Origin of the sequence: Robinsoniella sp. RHS (assembly GCF_001029355.1) — a bacterium.
Taxonomy (GTDB): domain Bacteria; phylum Bacillota; class Clostridia; order Lachnospirales; family Lachnospiraceae; genus Robinsoniella; species Robinsoniella peoriensis.
This window is the reverse complement of the sequence record NZ_JNGB01000096.1, coordinates 17,486-37,375: the sequence shown is the minus strand read 5'-3', so window position 1 is coordinate 37,375 and position 19,890 is coordinate 17,486. Positions and strand designations below refer to the sequence as shown.

Genomic DNA, 19,890 nt, shown 5'->3' with positions numbered 1-19,890 from the left:
CGTAGTGGTAACAGATGAAGCAGCCAGTTTAGAAGATACACTGGAGATAACCAAGTCAGAAAGCGGAATATTATGTGATTTACCGGAGCAGATGTTTGACCAGTCAAAAGATAATACCTGGGTATTTACCGGTGGAACAGATGTGGAAGGCGGTTACGGCGCAACCCAGGGAATCCGAAATTATGTGGGGCAGTTTGAAGAGTATATCCGCTGGACAAAAAATGGTGGTGTTATGGGGCGTCAGCGCTATATGATCAATACCGGGAAAGCCGGAAATACAATCGCAGATGTAAAGGATCAGTTTGAGAAGCTGGTTGGAAAATATGATCCGAGAGCGCTTGCCGTGATGGTAGGAGAAGAAGATTATCAGGCGGGAACTGAAGGGCTGGAAGCATTTAAGGCATCCCTGCAGACACTGGCAGATAAAGCACTTGGGCTGCGTGATGGCACAGGCTATCTGGTTATTCAGACACCTTATGCCCAGGCAGATGAAAGCCGGAACCAAATGGCTGCTGCTTATGCGGAGGCTGTTCATGAGGTATACGAAGGCTTTAGCGATGCACAGAAATCAAAAGTTATGGTAGCAGACTATTTTAAGAATACAGACCATGAATCATTTAAAAAGAATTGTCTGGATGAACAGGGAAAAATAAATGCATTAGGACATCTGGAAATTGCAAAACAATTTGCAAAAGTGACCTACGGTACCGCAGAAGGATTTCCGGTGAGCGAAGGAGACCTCTCTTTGAGAAAAGTTAAGACCCCTTCAACGTATTCCGGAGAAGCACCAAGGGTAACGGCATCAGATACACAGTTGACAGTAAATATCCCTGATTCGGTATTCGAAGGCATTACCGGGTGGCGTTATGAACTGCTAATTGAGGATCAGACCATAAGCGGCGGATTTATTAATAAGCAGGCAGTGATTGGCGGTCTCCCAACAGGCGCAGGCTATACGATAACTGTGAAGTCTGAAGACGGGGATACACAGCTTGCAGCCGTTACAGGAACTGTAATGCAAGGAGATGAAGGCCAGATTAAACCGGTTACGCAGACTGAGTTAAATGATCTTCAAAAACAAATGAAAGAAATTGTAGAAAATAAAAAACCTGCAACCTGGTTATTCGTAGGTGACAGCATAACCCACGGCGCCCTGCACACAAAAGGCTATGATTCCATCCATCAGACATTTGAAAAATATTTAAAAGATGAACTGGGCAGAAAAGATGATGTGGTAATTAATACGGCTGTATCAGGTGCAACCACAGCGGAGCAGGAGGAAAATTCCAACGAAAGACTGGATAAATACAATGCAGATGTTGTAATCGTCATGCTTGGAACGAACGATGCTTCAAATGAAACGGTTCCAATAGACCGCTATAAAGCAAATCTGGAAAGTATCGTAGATAAAATACATGACAAAGGTGCTGTTGCCGTATTACGGACACCAAACCCGCTCAGGCCGGAAGCCGGAAACAGGGCGGTAAATCTTCCAAGATATGCGGAAGTAATACGCACCGTTGCAGCAGAAAAAAATGCACTGCTAGACGATCATTTTACAGAATGGAGCAAAGAATTAGAAACAAGAGCGTATTTGTGGCAGAATACCTACTGGAACAATGATACCATTCATCCCAATCCAAATGGCCAGTTGAATATGGCGCAGTCGTTGATCCGGGCATGCGGGTTATATAATGAAACCAGCCCTATCTGCAATCTGTCATACGAACTTCCCCATACGGAGGAGCAGAGTGACAAAGCAATAGGAGCAGTTGCATCCGGAGACAAAATTGCAGTTGATATTAAAGTTCTGGAAGAAACTTATGGTAGTACCTTTGGGGTAACTAAAATCCAGGCTGTCTGCGATGGTAAAACATATGCTGCCTCTTCAAAAAAAGGGGAAAAGATGATAACACTTCGAAATTTACCCGTAAATAAGACGTATCAGGTTACGGTAAAGGCAGACTTGCTGGAAACCAGTAAATCAGTTACGTTTCAAACAGAAACAGTAGAATTGAAAGAAGGGGAAGTGGTAATCGGACTTGGCTTTTTGGCTGCAAAGCTCACAGACCTGACACCGTCCGCATTGGCTGGGACGTTCTATGTCAGTGCGCTGGCACCGGAAGGAACACCTGAATATAGTCTTTGCCAGGGAGAAAAGGATACCGATAATCATAAGTTCGTCATTGAAGGCGACCAGTTAAAAGTAAAAGAAACATTGACAGAAGGCAATACCTATTCGGTAAGGGTAAAAGCAAGTATCGGAGAAATCTCGGAAGAACAGGTATTTACAATCAAAGCCTTAGGCAGGTATCTGATCATTGATGAAGGCAAAATGGAGATTGAGAGCGGACATCCAATTGATCTTACAGGAAAATATATTGAGAAAATAAAAGATTTAGAGGAAGGAACACTTTTTGTAGATTTTACTTCTGCAAATGCATCTATTCAGTCCCTGTTCAGCGTTTCACTGGGGGATGATACCGCAACTGCCGCCCAGAATACCCATATGCATGTTTATACCAGCGGGGAAAACCTGGGTGTGGAAATCCGAAATCAAAAGGGAGATCCTGTATTTGATTACAAAGGGGCGGAATTACTAAAAACAGGAGTAATCAGAATTGGTGAACAGAATAAAGTGATTTTCCGGGCAGATAAAGAGAAAGGAAGCTATCAGCTCTTTGTAAATGGCAAGCTGGAATTCGAACTTGCAGCATCCGTCCTTGGAGGGTATAAATATCTGTCTGATATGCCTCATCTGAATACCGTAACGATTGGTGCTACCATGCGAGGCGGTGCTGTGAAATATACCTATGCAGGCAGTATGGAAAAACTGCAATATTATGGGGTACCGCTGAATGAAGAAACATGTAAGTCTATGACTAAAGTGGAAGGATATGAACAGTTAGACCCACCATTCCACTCAAATGATGCGACCGGTTCTTCTTATTTCAGAATACCGGCTATGCTGACAACTATGCAGGGAACCGTTATTTCAGCCATTGATGCGAGGTTTGGAGGAACCCAGGATGCTCCGAATAATCTGGATACCGCAGTCAGTACCAGCACGGACGGCGGCAGAAGCTGGTCAGAGGGAATACTTCCATTCCATTTTGATGACTTTGCAGATAATGGTCAGATATTTAAAGAAGGATCCTCTGTTTCAGTTGCAGGAAGCGCAGCATTTATCGATCCGGCACTCTTAGAAGACCGCACCATCAATTCCAATGGAAGAATTTTTATCTTAGTGGATGCATTCCCAAGTGCAACCGGCACCTTGTCAGCACAGAAAGGCAGTGGTTATACGCTGGTAGATGGTAAGAAATATCTGAAGCTAAAGAAAGCAGGAGAGACCGAATATAATTATACCGTTCGGGAAAATAATGTAATTTACGATCAGAACGGAGCACCTACGGAATATTCATTAAACGGAAATTTTGAAGTACTTAAAAATGGTGAGCCGTTAACTGTAAAACAAAAGGATATTGAATACAATAATGATACTATTACAACAGTTACGACGGATCAGGATGTAGCTATGAATGTGATGTATGACACATCTGTCTTCCAGGTTCTGAGGACCTCTTATCTCTATCTGAAATACAGTGATGATCAGGGAAAGACATGGTCAGATCCTGTGAATTTAAATGGCATGGTGAAGACGGAAGACATGGGATTCTTAGGTGTAGGACCAGGCAGAGGAATACAGATTGTAGATGGAGAACATAAGGGACGGCTGCTATTCCAGGTCTATGAATATGTAAATGGAGATCAGTGGTGTCATACCATTTACAGCGATGATCATGGCGAAACCTGGAAGCTGGGTGGAAGCCCGCAATTTGACCGGGCAACCGTAGGTTCCATGAGTGAATCCCAGTTAATTGAACTTCCAGGCGGTACCCTGCAGGTATTTGCAAGAACAGTCAAAAGCAGAATTGCCACCGCCTACAGCAAAGACGGAGGAGAGACATGGACAAACGGAGCGTTAGATGACAGGCTTCTGTTGGCAAGCGGTTCCGGATGCCAGCTGTCCGTAATCAATTATGATGGTTATATAGATGGAAAACGTGCAGTCATTTTATCCGCACCTGTAGAGTCCTCCAGAAGACACGGCGTAATCCGTATCGGTTTAATAAATGATGACATATCGAAAGGGGAGGAATATCCGGAAATTGACTGGAAATACCAGTATGATGTGACGAAAACAGGAGTTTATTTTGCATATTCCTGCCTGACCCAGCTGCCAAACGCAGATGTGGGGATCTTGTATGAGCAGGGGAATACGAGACAGTTCCTGGATAAAATCAGGTATAATACGTATTCTGTAAGTAAACTGACACAGGATGCCTATGAATCTCAGATATTGGCAGGCACTCAGAATGCGGCAGGCGGAAAAACTTCCATATCCAAACAAAATGATACTTATACCATTCATGCAGATGCTAATGAAGGTTACGAATTTGTCAGATGGACGTTAGACAAAGCAGAAGTCAGCACAGAAGCAGACTTTGCCTTCCAGCAGGGCGGGGAAACTGCATTTGCAGGCAAGACGCTGCACTTTATGGCAGAGTTTCAGGAAGCCGTAAATCCCCCAACCGAGACATTTACCGTCCGTTTCCTTGGAAAAGATGGGAATTTGTTAAAGGCTCAGAATGTGGAAAAAGGCAAAGATGCCACAGCGCCAAACCCGCCTGAGATAGAAGGATATGAATTTATCGGATGGGACAAAGACTATTCGAATGTACAGAGCAATCTGGTTGTCATGGCAGTGTATAAGGAAATTGCTGTCCCGTCTGTAAAATATACCGTAAGATTCTTAGACCGGGACGGAAAACTTCTGAAAGAAGAAACCGTGGAGAAAGGCAAAGATGCCACAGCGCCAAATCCGCCTTCCATAGCAGGTTATACATTTATGGGGTGGGATAAAGCTTATACAAATGTGCAGGGAAACCTGGTTGTGAAAGCAACGTATCAGAAGAATCCGGTAAAAGTGGAGAAGATTACACTGAATAAGAAGGATATACGTCTTGCTAAAGGGAAAAAGGTAAAACTCACTGCAAAGGTGTCCCCTTCCAATGCGGATGAGAAAGCGGTAATGTGGACATCTTCCAATGAAAAAGCAGCCGTTGTGGACAGCAAGGGCAGAATAACGGCAAAAGCACCAGGAACAGCGGTTATTACAGCCGAGTCAAGAGACGGCAGCAATGTGAGTGCCAGCTGCAGGGTAAGGATTGGCTATGGGATAACCTACAAATTAAACAAAGGCAAAAATGCCACATCCAATCCATCAGTTTTCCTGACAAATGAAACCACAAAATTAAAAAAAGCAGCAAGAAAAGGATACACGTTTGCAGGATGGTATACCGATAAGAACTATAAAAACAAAATAAAGGAAATAAAGAAAGGAACGAAAAAGAATATTACCGTATACGCCAAATGGAAAAAGATCAGCGTTGACAGGGTAAAATCCCTGACGTTAAAAACTTCGGGAAAAGACAGAATACGGGTAAGATTTGGAAAAACCAGCGGGGCAGATGGATATCTGGTTAAATATAGTACCAGTAAAGATTTCAGGAAATCTATGACCAGGGTACGCACAGGCAGAACAAATCCGCTGATCCAAAATCTCAAGACCGGCAGGACTTATTATGTAAAAGTAAGGGCATACAAAATTGATTCTGCAGGAAAGAGAGTTTTTGGAAAATACAGTTCCGTTGAGAAAATAAGGTTAGAAAATAAGTAAGTGACAGAAAAAGCGTCTATTGCCGGCGTGCTAAAGCGCCGGCAGAGACGCTTTTTCTGGTTCACACGGATACAGGCTTATGGAAAAAAACTTATCATTAAGTGAACGTAAATATCATAGCAATATCTGGTCAAATATGGTATAATGCTTCACGGATATGGTGAATATAATAAATAAGATGCGGCATTTAAATTTTCGTGTTGCCGTAATACCGTGTAGGGCATTGTAAGATGCATAACCGGTAGGAAGACAGTGAGGGAATATGTTTACAGAAGCATTACGAGAAGCATTTTTTGATAGTATACAGATGCTGCCATTTTTATTTGCAGCTTTTTTAATTTTAGAAGCAGTAGAACATTACTCCAGTGGATTTATGAAAAAAACCCTTTATAAGGTAGGCAAAGCAGGACCGGTAGCAGGCTCAGTTCTGGGTTGTATTCCCCAGTGCGGATTTTCTGTTATTGCAGCAAATCTGTATTCCGGAGGAATCATCACACTGGGAACGCTGCTGGCAGTCTTTATCGCTACATCCGATGAGGCGATCCTGATCCTGATGGGCAATCCCGGCAGAGGAACCGATATTCTCAATTTAATTATAACGAAGATCATAATAGCAGTTGTTGCTGGATATGGAGTAGACATTTTCTTTCGAAGCCGAAGCGAAGGAAAGAAGGAAATCGGGGAAATCTGTGACCACTGCGGCTGCCATGAAGGGCATGGCGGAATTTTAATGCCGGCCCTGCGCCATACGGCAAAAATATTTCTCTATGTATTGGTGTTTAATTTAGTTCTGGAAGTTGCATTGGACTGGATTGGTGCCCAGAGGCTTTCCGAATATCTACTAAAAGATTCCCTGATTCAGCCTTTCATAGCGGCACTGATTGGTATGATACCAAATTGTGCCTCATCGGTTATACTGACCGAGCTGTATTTAAGTGGTGCAATCAGTTTTGCATCCGTCGTATCCGGGCTGTGTACCGGGGCGGGAATTGGTCTGGTAGTGTTATTAAAAATGAATCATAACCCCAAAGAAAATTTGAAAATCGTTGGACTGCTGTACGGAATTTCGGTTGTGGCAGGTGTGGTTATTCAGGTGTTTGGAGGATTATTTTAGTATTAACGCAGTCGTAAATATTTTTGAGGTCACAGAGCATTACACACGCTCTGAAGATCTGAATGGAGGTAAGTATGAAAATCACCTATATACATCACAGTTCATTTTTAGTTGAAGGTTCGGAGTTTTATCTATTGTTTGATTATTTCCAGGGGAAAGTCCCGGATTTATCAGAAGAAAAGCCCCTTTATGTATTTGCAAGCCATCGGCATGGAGACCATTTTTCCAGGGTGATTTTTGAACTTGAAAAAGTTCATCCTAATATCTGCTATATTCTTTCATCCGATATCAAAACGAAGCAGGTTCCGGCAGAATTCCTTTCCAAAACAACTTTTCTGGGAAAAAACATGGAAGAAAGGATAGGAGATCTTGTGGTAGAAACCTTTCATTCCACGGATGAAGGCGTTGCATTTCTTGTAACCGCCGGTGGAAAGACCATTTATCATGCGGGGGATTTAAATGACTGGACCTGGACCTTGGAGCCGGATGACTGGAATGAAAAAATGCGCAGAGTCTATCGGAAGATCGTAGACGGAATAAAAGATAAAGAAATTGATGCTGCATTTCTCCCGCTGGATGGAAGACAAGAAGGGGAATTTTATCAGGGTATGGATTATTTTTTAAGAACCGTACCGGATGTAAAAGCAGTATTTCCCATGCATTTCTGGGAAGATTACAGTGTGATCAAACGAATAAAAGAAATGAAAGAGTCAGAGAATTACCGTTCTAAAATATACGATATCGCCTATGAAGGACAGGAATTTCTGATTGATTAGGATTGGCCTTTAAGATTTTGCTAATCAGGGGGATAGATATGGTAAGATTACAGGACATTGCAGATATGGTGGGGGTGAGCCGGACAACGGTTTCCAATGTATTGCATGGGAAAACGAAAAAAGTGTCACCAGAAACAATTCAGAAGATTACAGCGCTATTAAAAGAAGCAGAATATGTTCCAAATATGGGCTCCCTGATACTGACCAATCAGAAGTCAAAACTTATCGGACTTGTGATCGGATATGAAAAGGCCCATGGGAATACGGCTATCGGAGATCCTTTTGTCAGCGAGATGACTGGGGCATTACATGAAATAGTGGAACGCCACGGCTATTATTTGATGCTGATCGGCGGTGAAAATCAGGAAAACGTAATTAATATAGCGTCCAGATGGAATGTGGATGGGCTGATTCTGTTTGCTTATTCGGAAAAAGATTATCTGAAGCTGCAGAAAAAGTTAAATAAACCGATGGTAACAATTGATATCTATCAGGACAAATCCCATGATATGGTGAATATTGGAATCGATGATTTTCACGGAGGATATCTGGCTGGAAAATATCTGCTGGATATGGGATACCGTGATCCCCTCTATCTGGCGGAGTACGAGGAAAATGCAGATGCATACCGCTGGATGGGAATGCAAAAAGCATTGGAGGAAGCAGGGGTTTTATGCATGGATAACAGGCGCATTCTGCTTTCTCATTATGAAACGGTGCGCCTTTGTACATACCGGGAGATGATGCCCCGTTTCCTTAAAGCACAGGCTCTTTTCTTTGCTGCGGATTATCTGGCAGTGGAATTTATAAATGAATGCCATGACAGGGGCATTGGAATACCGGACCAGATCTCGGTGGTTGGATTTGATGATAATATGCTTGCCAGAGTGGTACGTCCCAAGCTGACAACGGTACGGCAGGAAAACAGAAAAAAGGTGGCACTGGCATTTGAACGTCTCCTTCAGGTAATGGAAAATAAAACAGTGGAAAATAAAGATACCCGGCTGCCGGTTAAACTGGTAATCCGGGATTCCGTCCGGGACAGATCCGGGAAATAAATGTTAAAACAGTTTACTGTAATAGAAATCTGATGTGCCCCCAATAAGTTGGACTTTGTGATTTGACTTATTGGGGGCAGTTCCATGTTATGGCAGGCTGTTTTTTGATTTTGTCGTTTTGTATAATATGCATAATGAAAATAATAAAGTATTGTTATAATATATAGTTTCGCACGAAACCTATTGACGCTCCAGCATTTCCGATGATATGATGAAATCAGAAAAAAGTAAACTGTACAATTATGAGTCAATAGATGGAGGAAAAACATGAAACAGTGGTGGAAAGAAAGCGTAGTTTATCAAATTTATCCAAGAAGCTTTGCTGATAGCAATGGAGATGGAATCGGAGATTTAAATGGAATAACGGAACACCTGGACTATCTGCAGGACCTGGGCGTTGATGTAATCTGGCTCTCACCGGTCTATCAGTCCCCAAACGATGATAATGGATATGATATTTCTGATTATCAGGCGATCATGAGTGACTTTGGAACCATGGAGGATTATGACAGGATGCTGTCTGAGGCTCATAAACGCGGAATAAAAATCGTTATGGATCTGGTGGTAAACCATACTTCCGATGAGCATCAGTGGTTTGTAGAAAGCAAAAAGAGCAAAGATAACCAGTACCGTGATTATTACATCTGGAAAGAAGGTAAAAACGGCAAAGAGCCGAATAACTGGGGCGGATGTTTTGGAGGTTCTGCATGGGAATATGATAAAGAAACGGATATGTATTTCCTGCATTGCTTTTCCAAAAAACAGCCGGATCTCAACTGGGAAAACCCACAGGTTCGTAAGGAAGTATTCGATATGATGTCCTGGTGGTGCGAAAAAGGAATCGATGGCTTCCGTATGGATGTAATCAGCATGATTTCTAAGGACCCGGCATTCCCGGATGGTGAAGTGAGAAACGGACTTTATGGAGACAATGGCCCATTTGTATGTAATGGACCTCATGTACATGAATATCTCAGAGAGATGAATCAGGAAGTATTGTCTAAATATGATATTATGACCGTTGGTGAAGCAGCAGGTGTTACCATAGAGGAAGCAAAAAAATATGCCGGAGAAACAACCGGGGAATTAAACATGGTATTTCAGTTTGAACATGTGGAACTGGGAGACCACAGAATCGGAAAATGGTCTGCAAAAGAGGTACCTTTAAAAGATTTGCGGGAAGCAATGAACAGATGGCAGATTAATCTGGAAGGAAAGGCTTGGAACAGTTTATTCTGGGATAACCATGACCAGCCAAGAGCCGTATCCAGATTTGGCGATGACAGTCCTATGTACCGTGAAGTATCCGCAAAAATGCTGGCTACCTGCCTTCATATGATGAAAGGAACTCCATATATTTACCAGGGTGAAGAACTGGGAATGACAAATGCATACTTCAGCAAGTTAGAAGACTATCGTGATATTGAAAGCATCAATGCTTATCATGAATATACCGAGAATGGTCTTGCCGGCAAAGAAGAAATGATGAATTGCTTAAAAGAAATCAGCCGTGACAATGCCAGAACCCCTATGCAGTGGAACACGAAAGAGAATGCAGGGTTCACGACAGGTACGCCATGGATTAAAGTTAATAAAAATTACCTGGAAATCAATGCGGAAGCTGAAATGGCAGAGAAAGACAGTGTATATAACTACTATAAAAAACTGATCCGCCTGAGAAAAGAAAATGAGATCATGGTTCATGGCAGATTTAATCCGCTTTTGGAAGAGGACGATCACATTTATGCTTACGAAAGGCTTTGGGAAGGTGAAAAAATTGTAGTCGCATGTAACTTTACAAAAGAAGTTCAGGCATGTGATTTGTTCCGGGGATTAGAAGATGGCAAGGAGTTAATATCTAATTACAAAGAGCATAAAACCGGTGTACTTCAGCCTTATGAGGCAATTGCAGTTTTGTGCAAAGCATAAGTTAAAGGAAAGTCATTAATATAAATGTTTAAAATGTAATATTCAAGATAAAACAGAATCGATAAATATTTAGATATAACAAATTAGATTCATATAAAAGCAGTAAAAAGCTATCAAATCACGTAAGATTTGATGGCTTTTTTATCGGTTAAAACAAAAATTAAAAAAAATGTTATGATATTGATAGAATTTACCTAAGCCAATACGAAATAATAAGTGTAACAGGTAATACGTAAGCTTACCTGACCGGTCAGAAAAAATATATGGAAGATCAATTGTTTCATATATCATATTTAAATAGTATTACAGGAGCATGTTTGCATTTAAAACCGAATCGTACATTTCGGACACGGCAATTATAAAACACGTTCTGGCAAGCTTGCAATAAATCCATGGGGGAAAAAATGAAAATAAGAGAAGACAATTTTATTGAACAATTAAAAAAAAGAAACGAAAAAGCTCTTATGTATATCATAGACCAGTATGGAGGACTTTTAAAGTCTGTGATTGGAAAACACATGTATGCTTTGAAAGATTATCAGGAGGAATGTTTAAATGACGTTCTCTTAGGGATCTGGAATAATATTTCTTACTTTGAGAAAGAAAAAAATACCTTTAAAAACTGGGCGGCAGGAATTGCCAGATATAAAGCAATTGATTATCTGAGAAAATATGCCAAAGACCTGGAAAATTCAAACTGGGAGGATGTCGTCATTGTAAAAGAAGATGAGGCAATTCAAAAGACAGTGGAACAGGAAATTTCAGATGAACTGGAACTGATGCTGTCCTGCCTGTCACCGGAGGACCGGGAATTATTTCTAAAGTTATATGTAGAAGAGCAGGAAATGGACGAAATTAGTGAAGAAACAGGATTGAAAAAAGCAGTTATTTATAATCGTGTATCCAGGGGTAAGAAGAAAATAAGAGCTTTATTTTCAGATGGGAAAGGAGCAGATATCATATGAATAAAAACATATATGAGTTATTAAATGAAGTAGAGACAGATTTGAATGAATATTCAGACGAACATTTAACGGAAATAGAAAATAAGAGAATAAAGAAGAAGGTGATTCATAATATGAAAAAGAAAAACAGTGGAAAGAAAATAGTGGCTGCTGCATGTGTCTGCCTGTGCGCGGTTGGTCTGGCAGCAGGTCCGTTAAAAGGGGAAGTACAGGCTGCAATGAAATATGTGTCTTATACGATTGCAAATTCACTTGGAATTCAGAAGGATTTATCCCCTTACGAAAGTGTATTGAACCAGTCCGTAAGCGATGATGGAGTGACTATTACATTAAATTCAGTTATCCTGGATGAGAATGAGCTGGTAGTTTCTACTTCAGAAGTTTACGACCGTGAGCTAAAAGAGAATGATATGAGTACGATTAGCGGCAGTATCTATATCAATGGAAGAGATGTAAGCACAGGTGCAAGCGGGGGAACAGCGCTGGCAGACCCGCATACCATGCAAAGTGTAATGCATTATGATATTGAAGGACTCGACACCAGCGGAAAACTGGATTTTGAATTAGTATTCAGTGACCGTGAGGGCGGTGGTAACTGGGAATTTGCATTTGAGGCGGATGGAAGTAAGTTAAGTATCGATACATTCCGACGGGCGCTTGATAATAGTTTTGAACTCCCGGATGGTACCCAGGTTACTTTAAGTGAATTTACCAACAACGCATTGGGAGAAAAAATATACTTCACATATAATACGGATCGCTGCGAATATGATATGAAACTGGAAGGTACGGATGATCTGGGCAATGAAATCAGCTTCTATCTCTCTAGGGCAGGCAGCGGCAGGGGACGCTTCAACATTGATGATTTAAGACCTCATATCGGAGAAAATGCATCTTCCGTTACACTGACGCTTTATGCGGTAGCTTTTCCAAAAGAAAGCGGAAAAATGAGTAACGATTTTGAACAGGTTGGCGAACCTTTTACAATTGAATTAAAGTAATAATACTGAAAATGGAGGCTGCAGACTGCAGCCTCCATTTTGTCGAAATTTAAATAAAAAAATATTGAAATACTACTTGACAAAACGAACTGTAATTGATATTATTACAGTATCAACTGTAACTAACAAGATAACAGATAGATAAAAGAGAAGGTGGGAGGGAATGTGACCAGCGAATTTACAGTGGCAGTCCATGCGATAGTTTTTCTTAATCATAAAAAAACGATTTTAGCCAGTGATGTACTGGCAGAAAATGTCTGTACCAACCCAGCCAGAATACGGAAAGTTATGGCGAAGCTAAAAAAAGCCGGGCTTGTTGTAACCAAGGAAGGTATCGAGGGTGGATATTATTTTGATCAGGATCCAAATGCCGTAAATCTGCAGCAGATTTGTGATGCGTTGGATACCAAGATCGTTTCATCCGGATGGCGTTCGGGAAATTCCTGCTTGAAATGTTTGATAGCTTCCGGAATGGCGGATATTATGGATGAGATCTATGAGGATCTGGATGATGCTTGTAAAAAGCGCCTGAGTCAGATCTCCATACAGAATATTGATGACAAAATATTTAAATCAAAACCCGCACTTTAATGGCAGAATGAAACTTTGCAACAAAGAATAAAATCACAAATATGAGAGATAATACAATAAAAAAAGGAGTAATAGCTTATGAGTCTTATTAAAACAAATGAATCTAGCTTTGAACAAGATGTTTTACAGGCACAGGGACCTGTATTAGTTGATTTTTATGCTGACTGGTGTGGACCATGTAAAATGGTAGGTCCGATCCTGGAGCAGATTGCAGATGAGGATACATCTGTAAATATCGCTAAAGTTAATATAGATGAGAATCCAAATCTGGCTGCAAAATACAAAGTAATGTCCATTCCTACCTTAATGGTATTCCGCAATGGACAGCCGGAGAAGCCAATGGTTGGAGCCGGATCAAAACAACAGATCCTGAACTTAATCGGTTAAACCTAAATTTAAAAATAAATATATAATGAAGAACAGACAGTCCTTTTCACAGTATTTGATTGTAAAGTCATACTGAGGTGCCGGGAACGGCAAAGGAAGGTCTGTTTTTTTGCGTTTTTTAAGGGGTACAGGCTTTGAACTTTAAGAAAATTTTACAAGAACTTTACAAAACTTCGGATTACATTTTACATAGTTATGATAATCTGGCTTTATAATAAAAATTTTACAGGTTTAAGGGAGAAAACGTATGAATAGTACATTGCAGACGATTTTTGGTCTATTGGGTGGTTTGGCACTATTTATTTATGGTATGAACATGATGAGCGAGGGACTTCAGAAAGCCGCCGGAGAAAGAATGAAGATGATTCTGGGATTTCTGACAAAGAATCCGGTGCTTGGAGTTCTGGCCGGAGCTCTTGTAACAGCAGTTTTGCAGAGCAGCAGTGCAACGACAGTAATGGTAATTGGTTTTGTAAGTGCAGGTCTGATGACATTGCCCCAGGCAATTTCTGTTATTCTGGGTGCTAATATCGGAACAACGATGACAGCCCAAATAATTGCTTTTGAAATTAATGATTACATATGGCCGATTGTATTTATCGGGTTCGTGATTTTCTTCTTCTCAAAAAAAGAAAAAGTAAAGAGTGTAGGTCAGACTATCTTTGCATTTGGTTTACTATTTGTAGGAATAATAACAATGGGTGACGTAATGAAGCCATTAGCTGCCAGTCCGATCTTTACAGATATGATTGCAAAAGTATCTGAAATACCGGTGCTGGGTGTATTGCTGGGAACGGTTATGACTCTGGTAGTACAGAGCAGCAGCGCAACCATTGCAGTTTTACAGAATTTTGCAATTCAGCCGGGAGCGGATGGAGTTACCAGTGTTATCGGACTTGCAGGTGCGATACCGATTCTTCTGGGTGACAACATCGGTACTACAATAACAGCACTTCTGGCATCGGTAGGGCAGTCCAGGAATGCCAAACGTACCGCAGTGGCACATAGTGTATTTAACATAAGCGGAAGTCTGGTGTTTATCTGTATCATCCCATGGTTTGCAAAATTCGTACAGTGGATTTCACCAAAAGGAAATGAAGTTGATGTAATTTCGAGACAGATCGCCAATGCCCATACAACCTTTAATATTGCGAATACGTTAATCTGGCTTCCTTTAATCTGGCTTATGGTTAAGATTGTAATGTGGATTATTCCCGGTAAAGATGATAATGAGGCAAGAGAAAATGAGCCGATGTTTATTGATTCTACCATTGTGAATCAACCGGTATTTGCCCTGCATCTGATTCGTAAAGAAGTAATCCATGTAGCCCAGAACGTCAGGACAGTACTATTGGATTCTAAAAATGCATTTATTAATAGAGATGAGAATGCTTTGAAACAGGCAGAACATATGGCTGAGATGATTGATTCTGTACAGAAAAAGGCAGTGAAGCATATGTCAGGTCTGATGGCTGACGGGGTACTGACAGAAGATCAGGCAAGACAGACGGCATCTTACATGTATGTTCTGGGAGAATCGGAGCGCATGGCACAGAACGGACTGTATATCGCCCGGGCGTCCAGGAGTAAGCAGGAAAAAGGATTCCGATTCTCAAAAGATGCCGTGAAAGAAATTCAGGTGACTATGGAAAGCATCAGTGAGATGCTTGATAATTGTATCAATACGCTTCAGACAGGCAATATCGAAAATGCAGGCAATGTTATATTACAGAAACAGGATATTCTTTCATTAGAGGTGCGTTTACTGAAGAATCATATGGATCGTTTGAAAAAAGGAAAGTGCAGTCCGGATTTCACGGTAGAATTTACAGCAGTGCTGCATAGTCTTGAACGCATGGGAAATAACTGTATGAGTATAGCCGAAGTATTAACAGAGGATTTAGACCTTAGTCATGATATACAGGATATAAAAGAACTGGTAAATGGAAATGGACAGCCGACTTCGGTCGCTGTATAGTCAGTCTGGAAAGGACGAAAATGGGAAAGCAATATTCCTATTTCCGTCCTTTTGTGCAGTCTCTCAGTTTTTGAGTATAATCTCAAACATAATTTGTTTAGTGAAATTATATAAATCCTAAGTGGAATTCACAGGGAAATAATATAAATAATATCTGAAATGATGAAAAAAAAAATTCAGGCAAATAACGTTTGACACCCAATACAGCAAAGAATATAATATAAATATCTTGAAACGGGTTTCAAAGTGATGACATGGAGGTTCTGTATATGGTAAGTATTCGTGATGTGGCAAAAATAGCGGGAGTTTCTCCGGCTACGGTATCCAGAGTTATGAATGAAACAGCAAATGTAGATGAGGAAAAGAGGCAGAGGGTTTTAAATGCAATACAAGAAACCGGTTTCAAACCAAATGAAGTAGCCCGTTCCCTTTTTAAAAGGTCTTCCCGGATTATCGGAATGATCGTTCCGAATATAGAAAATCCATTTTTCAATGAACTGGCAAAGGCTATTGAAGAGGAAAGCTATCGGCGGGGATATCGTTTAACCCTTTGCAATTCGAATAATGATCTGGAGAAAGAAAAGAAGAATCTGAGTTTACTGGACCGGATGAATGCAGATGGTATTATTCTAATGACAAACCAGGAGAAGATGGAGAACGAGGTGCACAAATGCAGGATACCGGTTGTGATGATCGACCGGCAGCTAGAAGGAGGCGGGGAAAGTGCCTGCATTCAGTCCGATCATTATACTGGAGGCAGGATAGCAATGGAATATCTGATATCCTGCGGCTGTGAGCATATCGTGCATATGAGAGGACCGCTCAAGTTTTCCAGTGCACGGCGGCGTTATCAGGGATATCAGGATGTCTGCCGTGAAAGAGGGCTGCAGGAATCGGTTATTGACTGCAGGTATGATTATGAGGATGGACTGAACAAGGCAAGGGAGATTCTGGAAAAGTTTCCGCAGACAGATGGTATTATTGCCGCGAATGATATGGTAGCTATTTCTGTATATAAGGTTCTGATAAGAGAGGGATACCGTATTCCTCAGGACATACAGCTTATTGGATTTGACAATATCAGTCTCAGCAGGTTAGTGACACCGGAGCTGACAACAGTATCCCAGCCCATTGGTGAAATGGGAAAGGCAGCTGTGGAAGCATTGATTCGTGCGGTAGAAGGAAAAGAGGCTATAAAGAAAATATTTGAAGTGAAGCTGATAAAAAGGGAAACAACGTTAAATACGTCTAATGAAATTTAAAGAGTGCAGAAAAGGAGAATAGTATGAAAACAGCAGTAGTAGGGAGCATTAATATGGACATGACGGTAACAGCAGAGCGTATTCCGTTAAAAGGAGAGACCTTACGCGGGGAAGATGTACACTATATACCCGGTGGGAAAGGCGCGAACCAGGCTGTAGCTATGGCAAAGCTGGGAGCTCAGGTTGAGATGTTCGGATGTGTGGGAGACGATGATGCAGGAGCAGCCTTGCTTGAGAATCTCCAAAACGCAGGGGTCATTACAGATCATATAAAAGTCATACCTGACGTATCAACCGGGCTGGCATTGATTACGGTAGGTGAAAATGACAATACCATTATCGTTGTTGCCGGAGCAAATAATTGCGTGGATCGGGAATATGTGGATCAAATTCTGGATGAACTGCGGAAATGTGATATTGTACTGCTTCAGCATGAGATTCCGCAGGAAACGATTGAATACGTCATAGAAAAATGTTATGAAAGTCAGGTGAAAATTGTCCTGAACCCAGGTCCGGCAAGACCTGTCAGAAAAGAGATTCTGGATAAGGTTACCTACCTGACTCCAAATGAACACGAGGCAGTCATATTATTTGGAGATGAAATGACTACCGGGGAACTGTTGAAGAAATATCCGGAAAAGCTGATTATTACCCAGGGCAGCAGAGGCGTAGCAACTTGCCTGAATTCAGGAGAGATCCTGGTAGTACCGGCAAGAAAAGCAAACGTCGTTGACACCACCGGAGCCGGCGATACTTTAAACGGGGCATTTACCGTTGAAATTGCCAGTGGAAGTGATATAAAAAATGCACTGCAGTTTGCCAATACAGCTGCCAGTCTGTCAACAGAGAAGTTCGGAGCCCAGGGGGGGATGCCATGCCGAAGTCAGGTGCTGGATGCTATGAAGGAGATGGAAGTTTGAAAGTTTCTTTCAAACTGCTTATTAAAACACTGGTGGTCAGCGATATGCAGGAGGTATAAAGATGAAAAAGCATGGAATTTTAAATAGCGATATCTCAGAAGTATTATCCAATATGGGGCATACAGATTTAATCGCAATCGGAGATTGCGGACTGCCCATTCCCGATGGAATAAGGCGAATAGATTTAGCATTAAGTTTCGGACATCCTGGATTTATGGAAGTATTAAAAGTAGTATCAGAAGATATGAAAATAGAAAGACTGATTTTGGCAGAGGAGATCAAAGATAAAAATCATGAGATGCTGTTGGAAATTGAAAAATTATTTGCTGATCAGCAAGAGGGTCCGGAACTCGTGTTTATATCCCATAGTGACTTAAAAGACAGAACAAAATCCTGTAAAGCGGTGATACGTACCGGCGAGATTACGCCATATGCAAATATTATTTTACAGTCGGGATGTATTTTTGCTTGATAGAGCTCTAATTCGGGGCAAATATGCCGCAAAGTGGGGTGTGCAGATGGCAGGAATGAATTTTCAAACAGGCTTTAGAACAGCCAGTCACAACAAAAGGATGAGTTAACTTTTCATAGGACTGGCTGTTGCTTGTTTACAGATATCTTATTTTTCTTTATGCATTTGGGCAAATACCGGTATGTACATAAACAGGGATAGCAGCATGAAACCAATGCAGATGACGATCAGTACGTTTGCTGCGGCCAAAGGGATGCTTGGAAAAAGGAAAAGTATGAACATAATGACATACAGTACTGCTGTACATACTTTACCAAACCACATAGCACCATTTAGCATCTTGCCCTTTCTCAGCAGCAGAATTCCCATGATGCCCATAAAACCTTCTTTTATAATGAAGAGAATTAAGAGAGGCATCATCCACTGAAAACGAAATACAAGGCAGAGTGCCATAGCCCCCTGAGTCAGCTTATCTGCAATGGGATCCAGTGCTTTGCCTAAAGGGGTAATCATATGAAAGCGTCGGGCTATTTTCCCGTCAAACATATCGGTTAATCCGGAGACTGCTACAATGATGGCGGCTATTCTGTAATCAGTTATGCTGTCAGCAGTAATGTAGCGCCATACGAAAACCGGTATCAGGATGATACGGAAATACCCCATAAGATTGGGGATGGTGAACAGTTGCTTTTTAAGCGGCATATCGTGATTAAGATCCATGTAACAAAGCTCCTTCTTAAATTAATAACCAGTTATCGGGTTTTTGGTTTTGATTCCCAGCGGCCGGATGCTCCGCAGGGAAGCACAAGTCCATTGCCGGATACAGGAAGTCCTACCTCCTGAGAGTCGACTTTTCCGTTAAATTGTTTTAATTCAGTTGCCAGCATATATGTCAGAACAGCTGGTGCAAGTCCTGTGGTGTAAGAATTTACCAGGAAAAACAATGGATTTTCTGTCAAAAGCTGTGCACACAATTTAATGAGAGGATGAATGGCATCCTCAATTTTCCAGATCTCGCCTTTAGGACCCCGTCCGTAGGAAGGAGGATCCATAATAATTCCGTCGTAATGACTGCCGCGTCGGATTTCACGTTCTACAAATTTCACACAGTCATCTACAATCCAGCGGATTGGTGCGTCTTCCAGATTAGAAGAGCGGGCATTTTCTTTCGCCCATCCTACCATGCCCTTAGAAGCGTCCACATGGGTCACCGAAGCGCCTGCGGCAGCGGCTGCCAGGGTAGCGCCTCCGGTATAGGCAAATAAGTTCAGTACTTTAACGGGGCGGTCTGCATGTTTGATTTTATCAGAAAACCAGTCCCAGTTTGTCGCCTGCTCCGGGAAAAGACCGGTATGCTTAAAACTAAAAGGTTTTAAATTAAAAGTCAGGCTTTTATAAGAAATACTCCATTGCTGGGGAAGATCAAAGAATTCCCATTCACCCCCGCCTTTTTTACTGCGGTGGTAGTGGCCATTCATCTTTTTCCAGCCTCTGTTGGTTTTCGGTGTATCCCAGATAACCTGGGGGTCAGGACGGACGAGAATATAATCCCCCCACCGCTCTAATTTTTCTCCACAAGAAGTATCAATTACTTCGTAATCTTTCCAATTATCAGCTATCCACATATTACATATTACCTTTCCTAGTTAAATTTTGTATCCGGTAGTCCGTAAAGCATTCTGCGTCTTTCGTGT

The 19,890-nt window shown here is 41.4% G+C and carries 16 protein-coding genes; 14 read left to right on the top strand and 2 right to left on the bottom strand.

Translation table 11 applies throughout. The annotated features are described in order from the left end of the window. The 14 genes from RHS_RS23215 to RHS_RS31740 all read left to right on the top strand — a co-directional run. On the top strand, positions 1–5,743 hold a 5,743-nt coding region (locus RHS_RS23215; RefSeq protein WP_395023424.1), incomplete at its 5' end, for a GDSL-type esterase/lipase family protein. Positions 5,744–6,005: 262 nt separating this feature from the next. Continuing rightward, positions 6,006–6,857 carry a putative manganese transporter gene (locus RHS_RS23210; RefSeq protein ID WP_047834502.1) on the top strand — a complete coding sequence of 284 codons (852 nt, stop codon included), beginning with the start codon at positions 6,006–6,008 and terminating at the stop codon, positions 6,855–6,857. Between the two features lie 74 nt (positions 6,858–6,931). After that, the gene (locus tag RHS_RS23205) at positions 6,932–7,633 is read left to right on the top strand and encodes an MBL fold metallo-hydrolase (RefSeq protein ID WP_047834501.1); all 702 of its coding nucleotides are present in this window, start codon (positions 6,932–6,934) and stop codon (positions 7,631–7,633) included. Positions 7,634–7,671: 38 nt separating this feature from the next. After that, positions 7,672–8,691: a LacI family DNA-binding transcriptional regulator gene (locus RHS_RS23200; protein ID WP_047834500.1), complete on the top strand. Its 1,020-nt coding sequence runs from the start codon at positions 7,672–7,674 to the stop codon at positions 8,689–8,691. 267 nt (positions 8,692–8,958) lie between these two features. After that, positions 8,959–10,620, top strand: a complete 1,662-nt coding sequence (locus RHS_RS23195) for an alpha-glucosidase (RefSeq protein WP_047834499.1) — start codon at positions 8,959–8,961, stop codon at positions 10,618–10,620. 404 nt (positions 10,621–11,024) lie between these two features. Beyond that, on the top strand, positions 11,025–11,585 hold the full coding sequence (locus RHS_RS23190) for a sigma-70 family RNA polymerase sigma factor (RefSeq protein ID WP_047834498.1): 561 nt from the start codon (positions 11,025–11,027) through the stop codon (positions 11,583–11,585). Beyond that, complete coding sequence (locus RHS_RS23185; protein WP_044293817.1) at positions 11,582–12,586, top strand: DUF4179 domain-containing protein; 1,005 nt, start codon at positions 11,582–11,584, stop codon at positions 12,584–12,586. The genes RHS_RS23190 and RHS_RS23185 overlap by 4 nt, the downstream gene beginning before the upstream one ends. 165 nt (positions 12,587–12,751) lie before the next feature. Further along, complete coding sequence (locus RHS_RS23180) at positions 12,752–13,177, top strand: Rrf2 family transcriptional regulator (RefSeq protein ID WP_027296164.1); 426 nt, start codon at positions 12,752–12,754, stop codon at positions 13,175–13,177. A gap of 78 nt (positions 13,178–13,255) precedes the next feature. Further along, positions 13,256–13,564 carry a thioredoxin gene (trxA, locus tag RHS_RS23175; RefSeq protein WP_027296165.1) on the top strand — a complete coding sequence of 103 codons (309 nt, stop codon included), beginning with the start codon at positions 13,256–13,258 and terminating at the stop codon, positions 13,562–13,564. A 247-nt stretch (positions 13,565–13,811) separates the two neighbouring features. Continuing rightward, positions 13,812–15,542, top strand: coding sequence for a Na/Pi cotransporter family protein (locus RHS_RS23170; RefSeq protein WP_044289684.1), 1,731 nt, complete (start codon positions 13,812–13,814; stop codon positions 15,540–15,542). A 269-nt stretch (positions 15,543–15,811) separates the two neighbouring features. After that, a complete protein-coding gene (locus RHS_RS23165) occupies positions 15,812–16,804 on the top strand; it encodes a LacI family DNA-binding transcriptional regulator (RefSeq protein ID WP_027296166.1) in 993 nt (330 codons plus the stop codon). A gap of 23 nt (positions 16,805–16,827) precedes the next feature. Continuing rightward, entirely contained in the window at positions 16,828–17,724 is an 897-nt protein-coding gene (rbsK, locus tag RHS_RS23160; RefSeq protein WP_027296167.1) for a ribokinase, read from the top strand. 61 nt (positions 17,725–17,785) lie between these two features. Continuing rightward, positions 17,786–18,196, top strand: a complete 411-nt coding sequence (gene rbsD, locus RHS_RS23155) for a D-ribose pyranase (RefSeq protein WP_047834497.1) — start codon at positions 17,786–17,788, stop codon at positions 18,194–18,196. Next, positions 18,156–18,305, top strand: coding sequence for a DUF6783 domain-containing protein (locus RHS_RS31740; RefSeq protein WP_395023423.1), 150 nt, complete (start codon positions 18,156–18,158; stop codon positions 18,303–18,305). Before rbsD ends, RHS_RS31740 begins: the two co-directional genes overlap by 41 nt. A 38-nt stretch (positions 18,306–18,343) precedes the next feature. On the opposite strand, the gene RHS_RS23150 is transcribed toward RHS_RS31740, so the two are convergent. Together RHS_RS23150 and RHS_RS23145 are read right to left on the bottom strand one after the other, a co-directional pair. Then, a complete protein-coding gene (locus RHS_RS23150) occupies positions 18,344–18,916 on the bottom strand; it encodes a CDP-alcohol phosphatidyltransferase family protein (RefSeq protein ID WP_242849159.1) in 573 nt (190 codons plus the stop codon). A gap of 32 nt (positions 18,917–18,948) precedes the next feature. Then, on the bottom strand, positions 18,949–19,821 hold the full coding sequence (locus RHS_RS23145; RefSeq protein WP_027296170.1) for a class I SAM-dependent methyltransferase: 873 nt from the start codon (positions 19,819–19,821) through the stop codon (positions 18,949–18,951). Between the last annotated feature and the right edge of the window lie 69 nt (positions 19,822–19,890).

Bases quoted from the DNA above. Each gene is read 5' to 3' on its own strand.
- RHS_RS23210 (WP_047834502.1), top strand. From the start codon at position 6,006: ATGTTTACAGAAGCATTACGAGAAGCATTTTTTGATAGTATACAGATG.
- RHS_RS23205 (WP_047834501.1), top strand. From the start codon at position 6,932: ATGAAAATCACCTATATACATCACAGTTCATTTTTAGTTGAAGGTTCG.
- RHS_RS23200 (WP_047834500.1), top strand. From the start codon at position 7,672: ATGGTAAGATTACAGGACATTGCAGATATGGTGGGGGTGAGCCGGACA.
- RHS_RS23195 (WP_047834499.1), top strand. From the start codon at position 8,959: ATGAAACAGTGGTGGAAAGAAAGCGTAGTTTATCAAATTTATCCAAGA.
- RHS_RS23190 (WP_047834498.1), top strand. From the start codon at position 11,025: ATGAAAATAAGAGAAGACAATTTTATTGAACAATTAAAAAAAAGAAAC.
- RHS_RS23185 (WP_044293817.1), top strand. From the start codon at position 11,582: ATGAATAAAAACATATATGAGTTATTAAATGAAGTAGAGACAGATTTG.
- trxA (WP_027296165.1), top strand. From the start codon at position 13,256: ATGAGTCTTATTAAAACAAATGAATCTAGCTTTGAACAAGATGTTTTA.
- RHS_RS23170 (WP_044289684.1), top strand. From the start codon at position 13,812: ATGAATAGTACATTGCAGACGATTTTTGGTCTATTGGGTGGTTTGGCA.
- RHS_RS23165 (WP_027296166.1), top strand. From the start codon at position 15,812: ATGGTAAGTATTCGTGATGTGGCAAAAATAGCGGGAGTTTCTCCGGCT.
- rbsK (WP_027296167.1), top strand. From the start codon at position 16,828: ATGAAAACAGCAGTAGTAGGGAGCATTAATATGGACATGACGGTAACA.
- rbsD (WP_047834497.1), top strand. From the start codon at position 17,786: ATGAAAAAGCATGGAATTTTAAATAGCGATATCTCAGAAGTATTATCC.
- RHS_RS31740 (WP_395023423.1), top strand. From the start codon at position 18,156: ATGCAAATATTATTTTACAGTCGGGATGTATTTTTGCTTGATAGAGCT.
- RHS_RS23150 (WP_242849159.1), bottom strand. From the start codon at position 18,916: ATGGATCTTAATCACGATATGCCGCTTAAAAAGCAACTGTTCACCATC.
- RHS_RS23145 (WP_027296170.1), bottom strand. From the start codon at position 19,821: ATGTGGATAGCTGATAATTGGAAAGATTACGAAGTAATTGATACTTCT.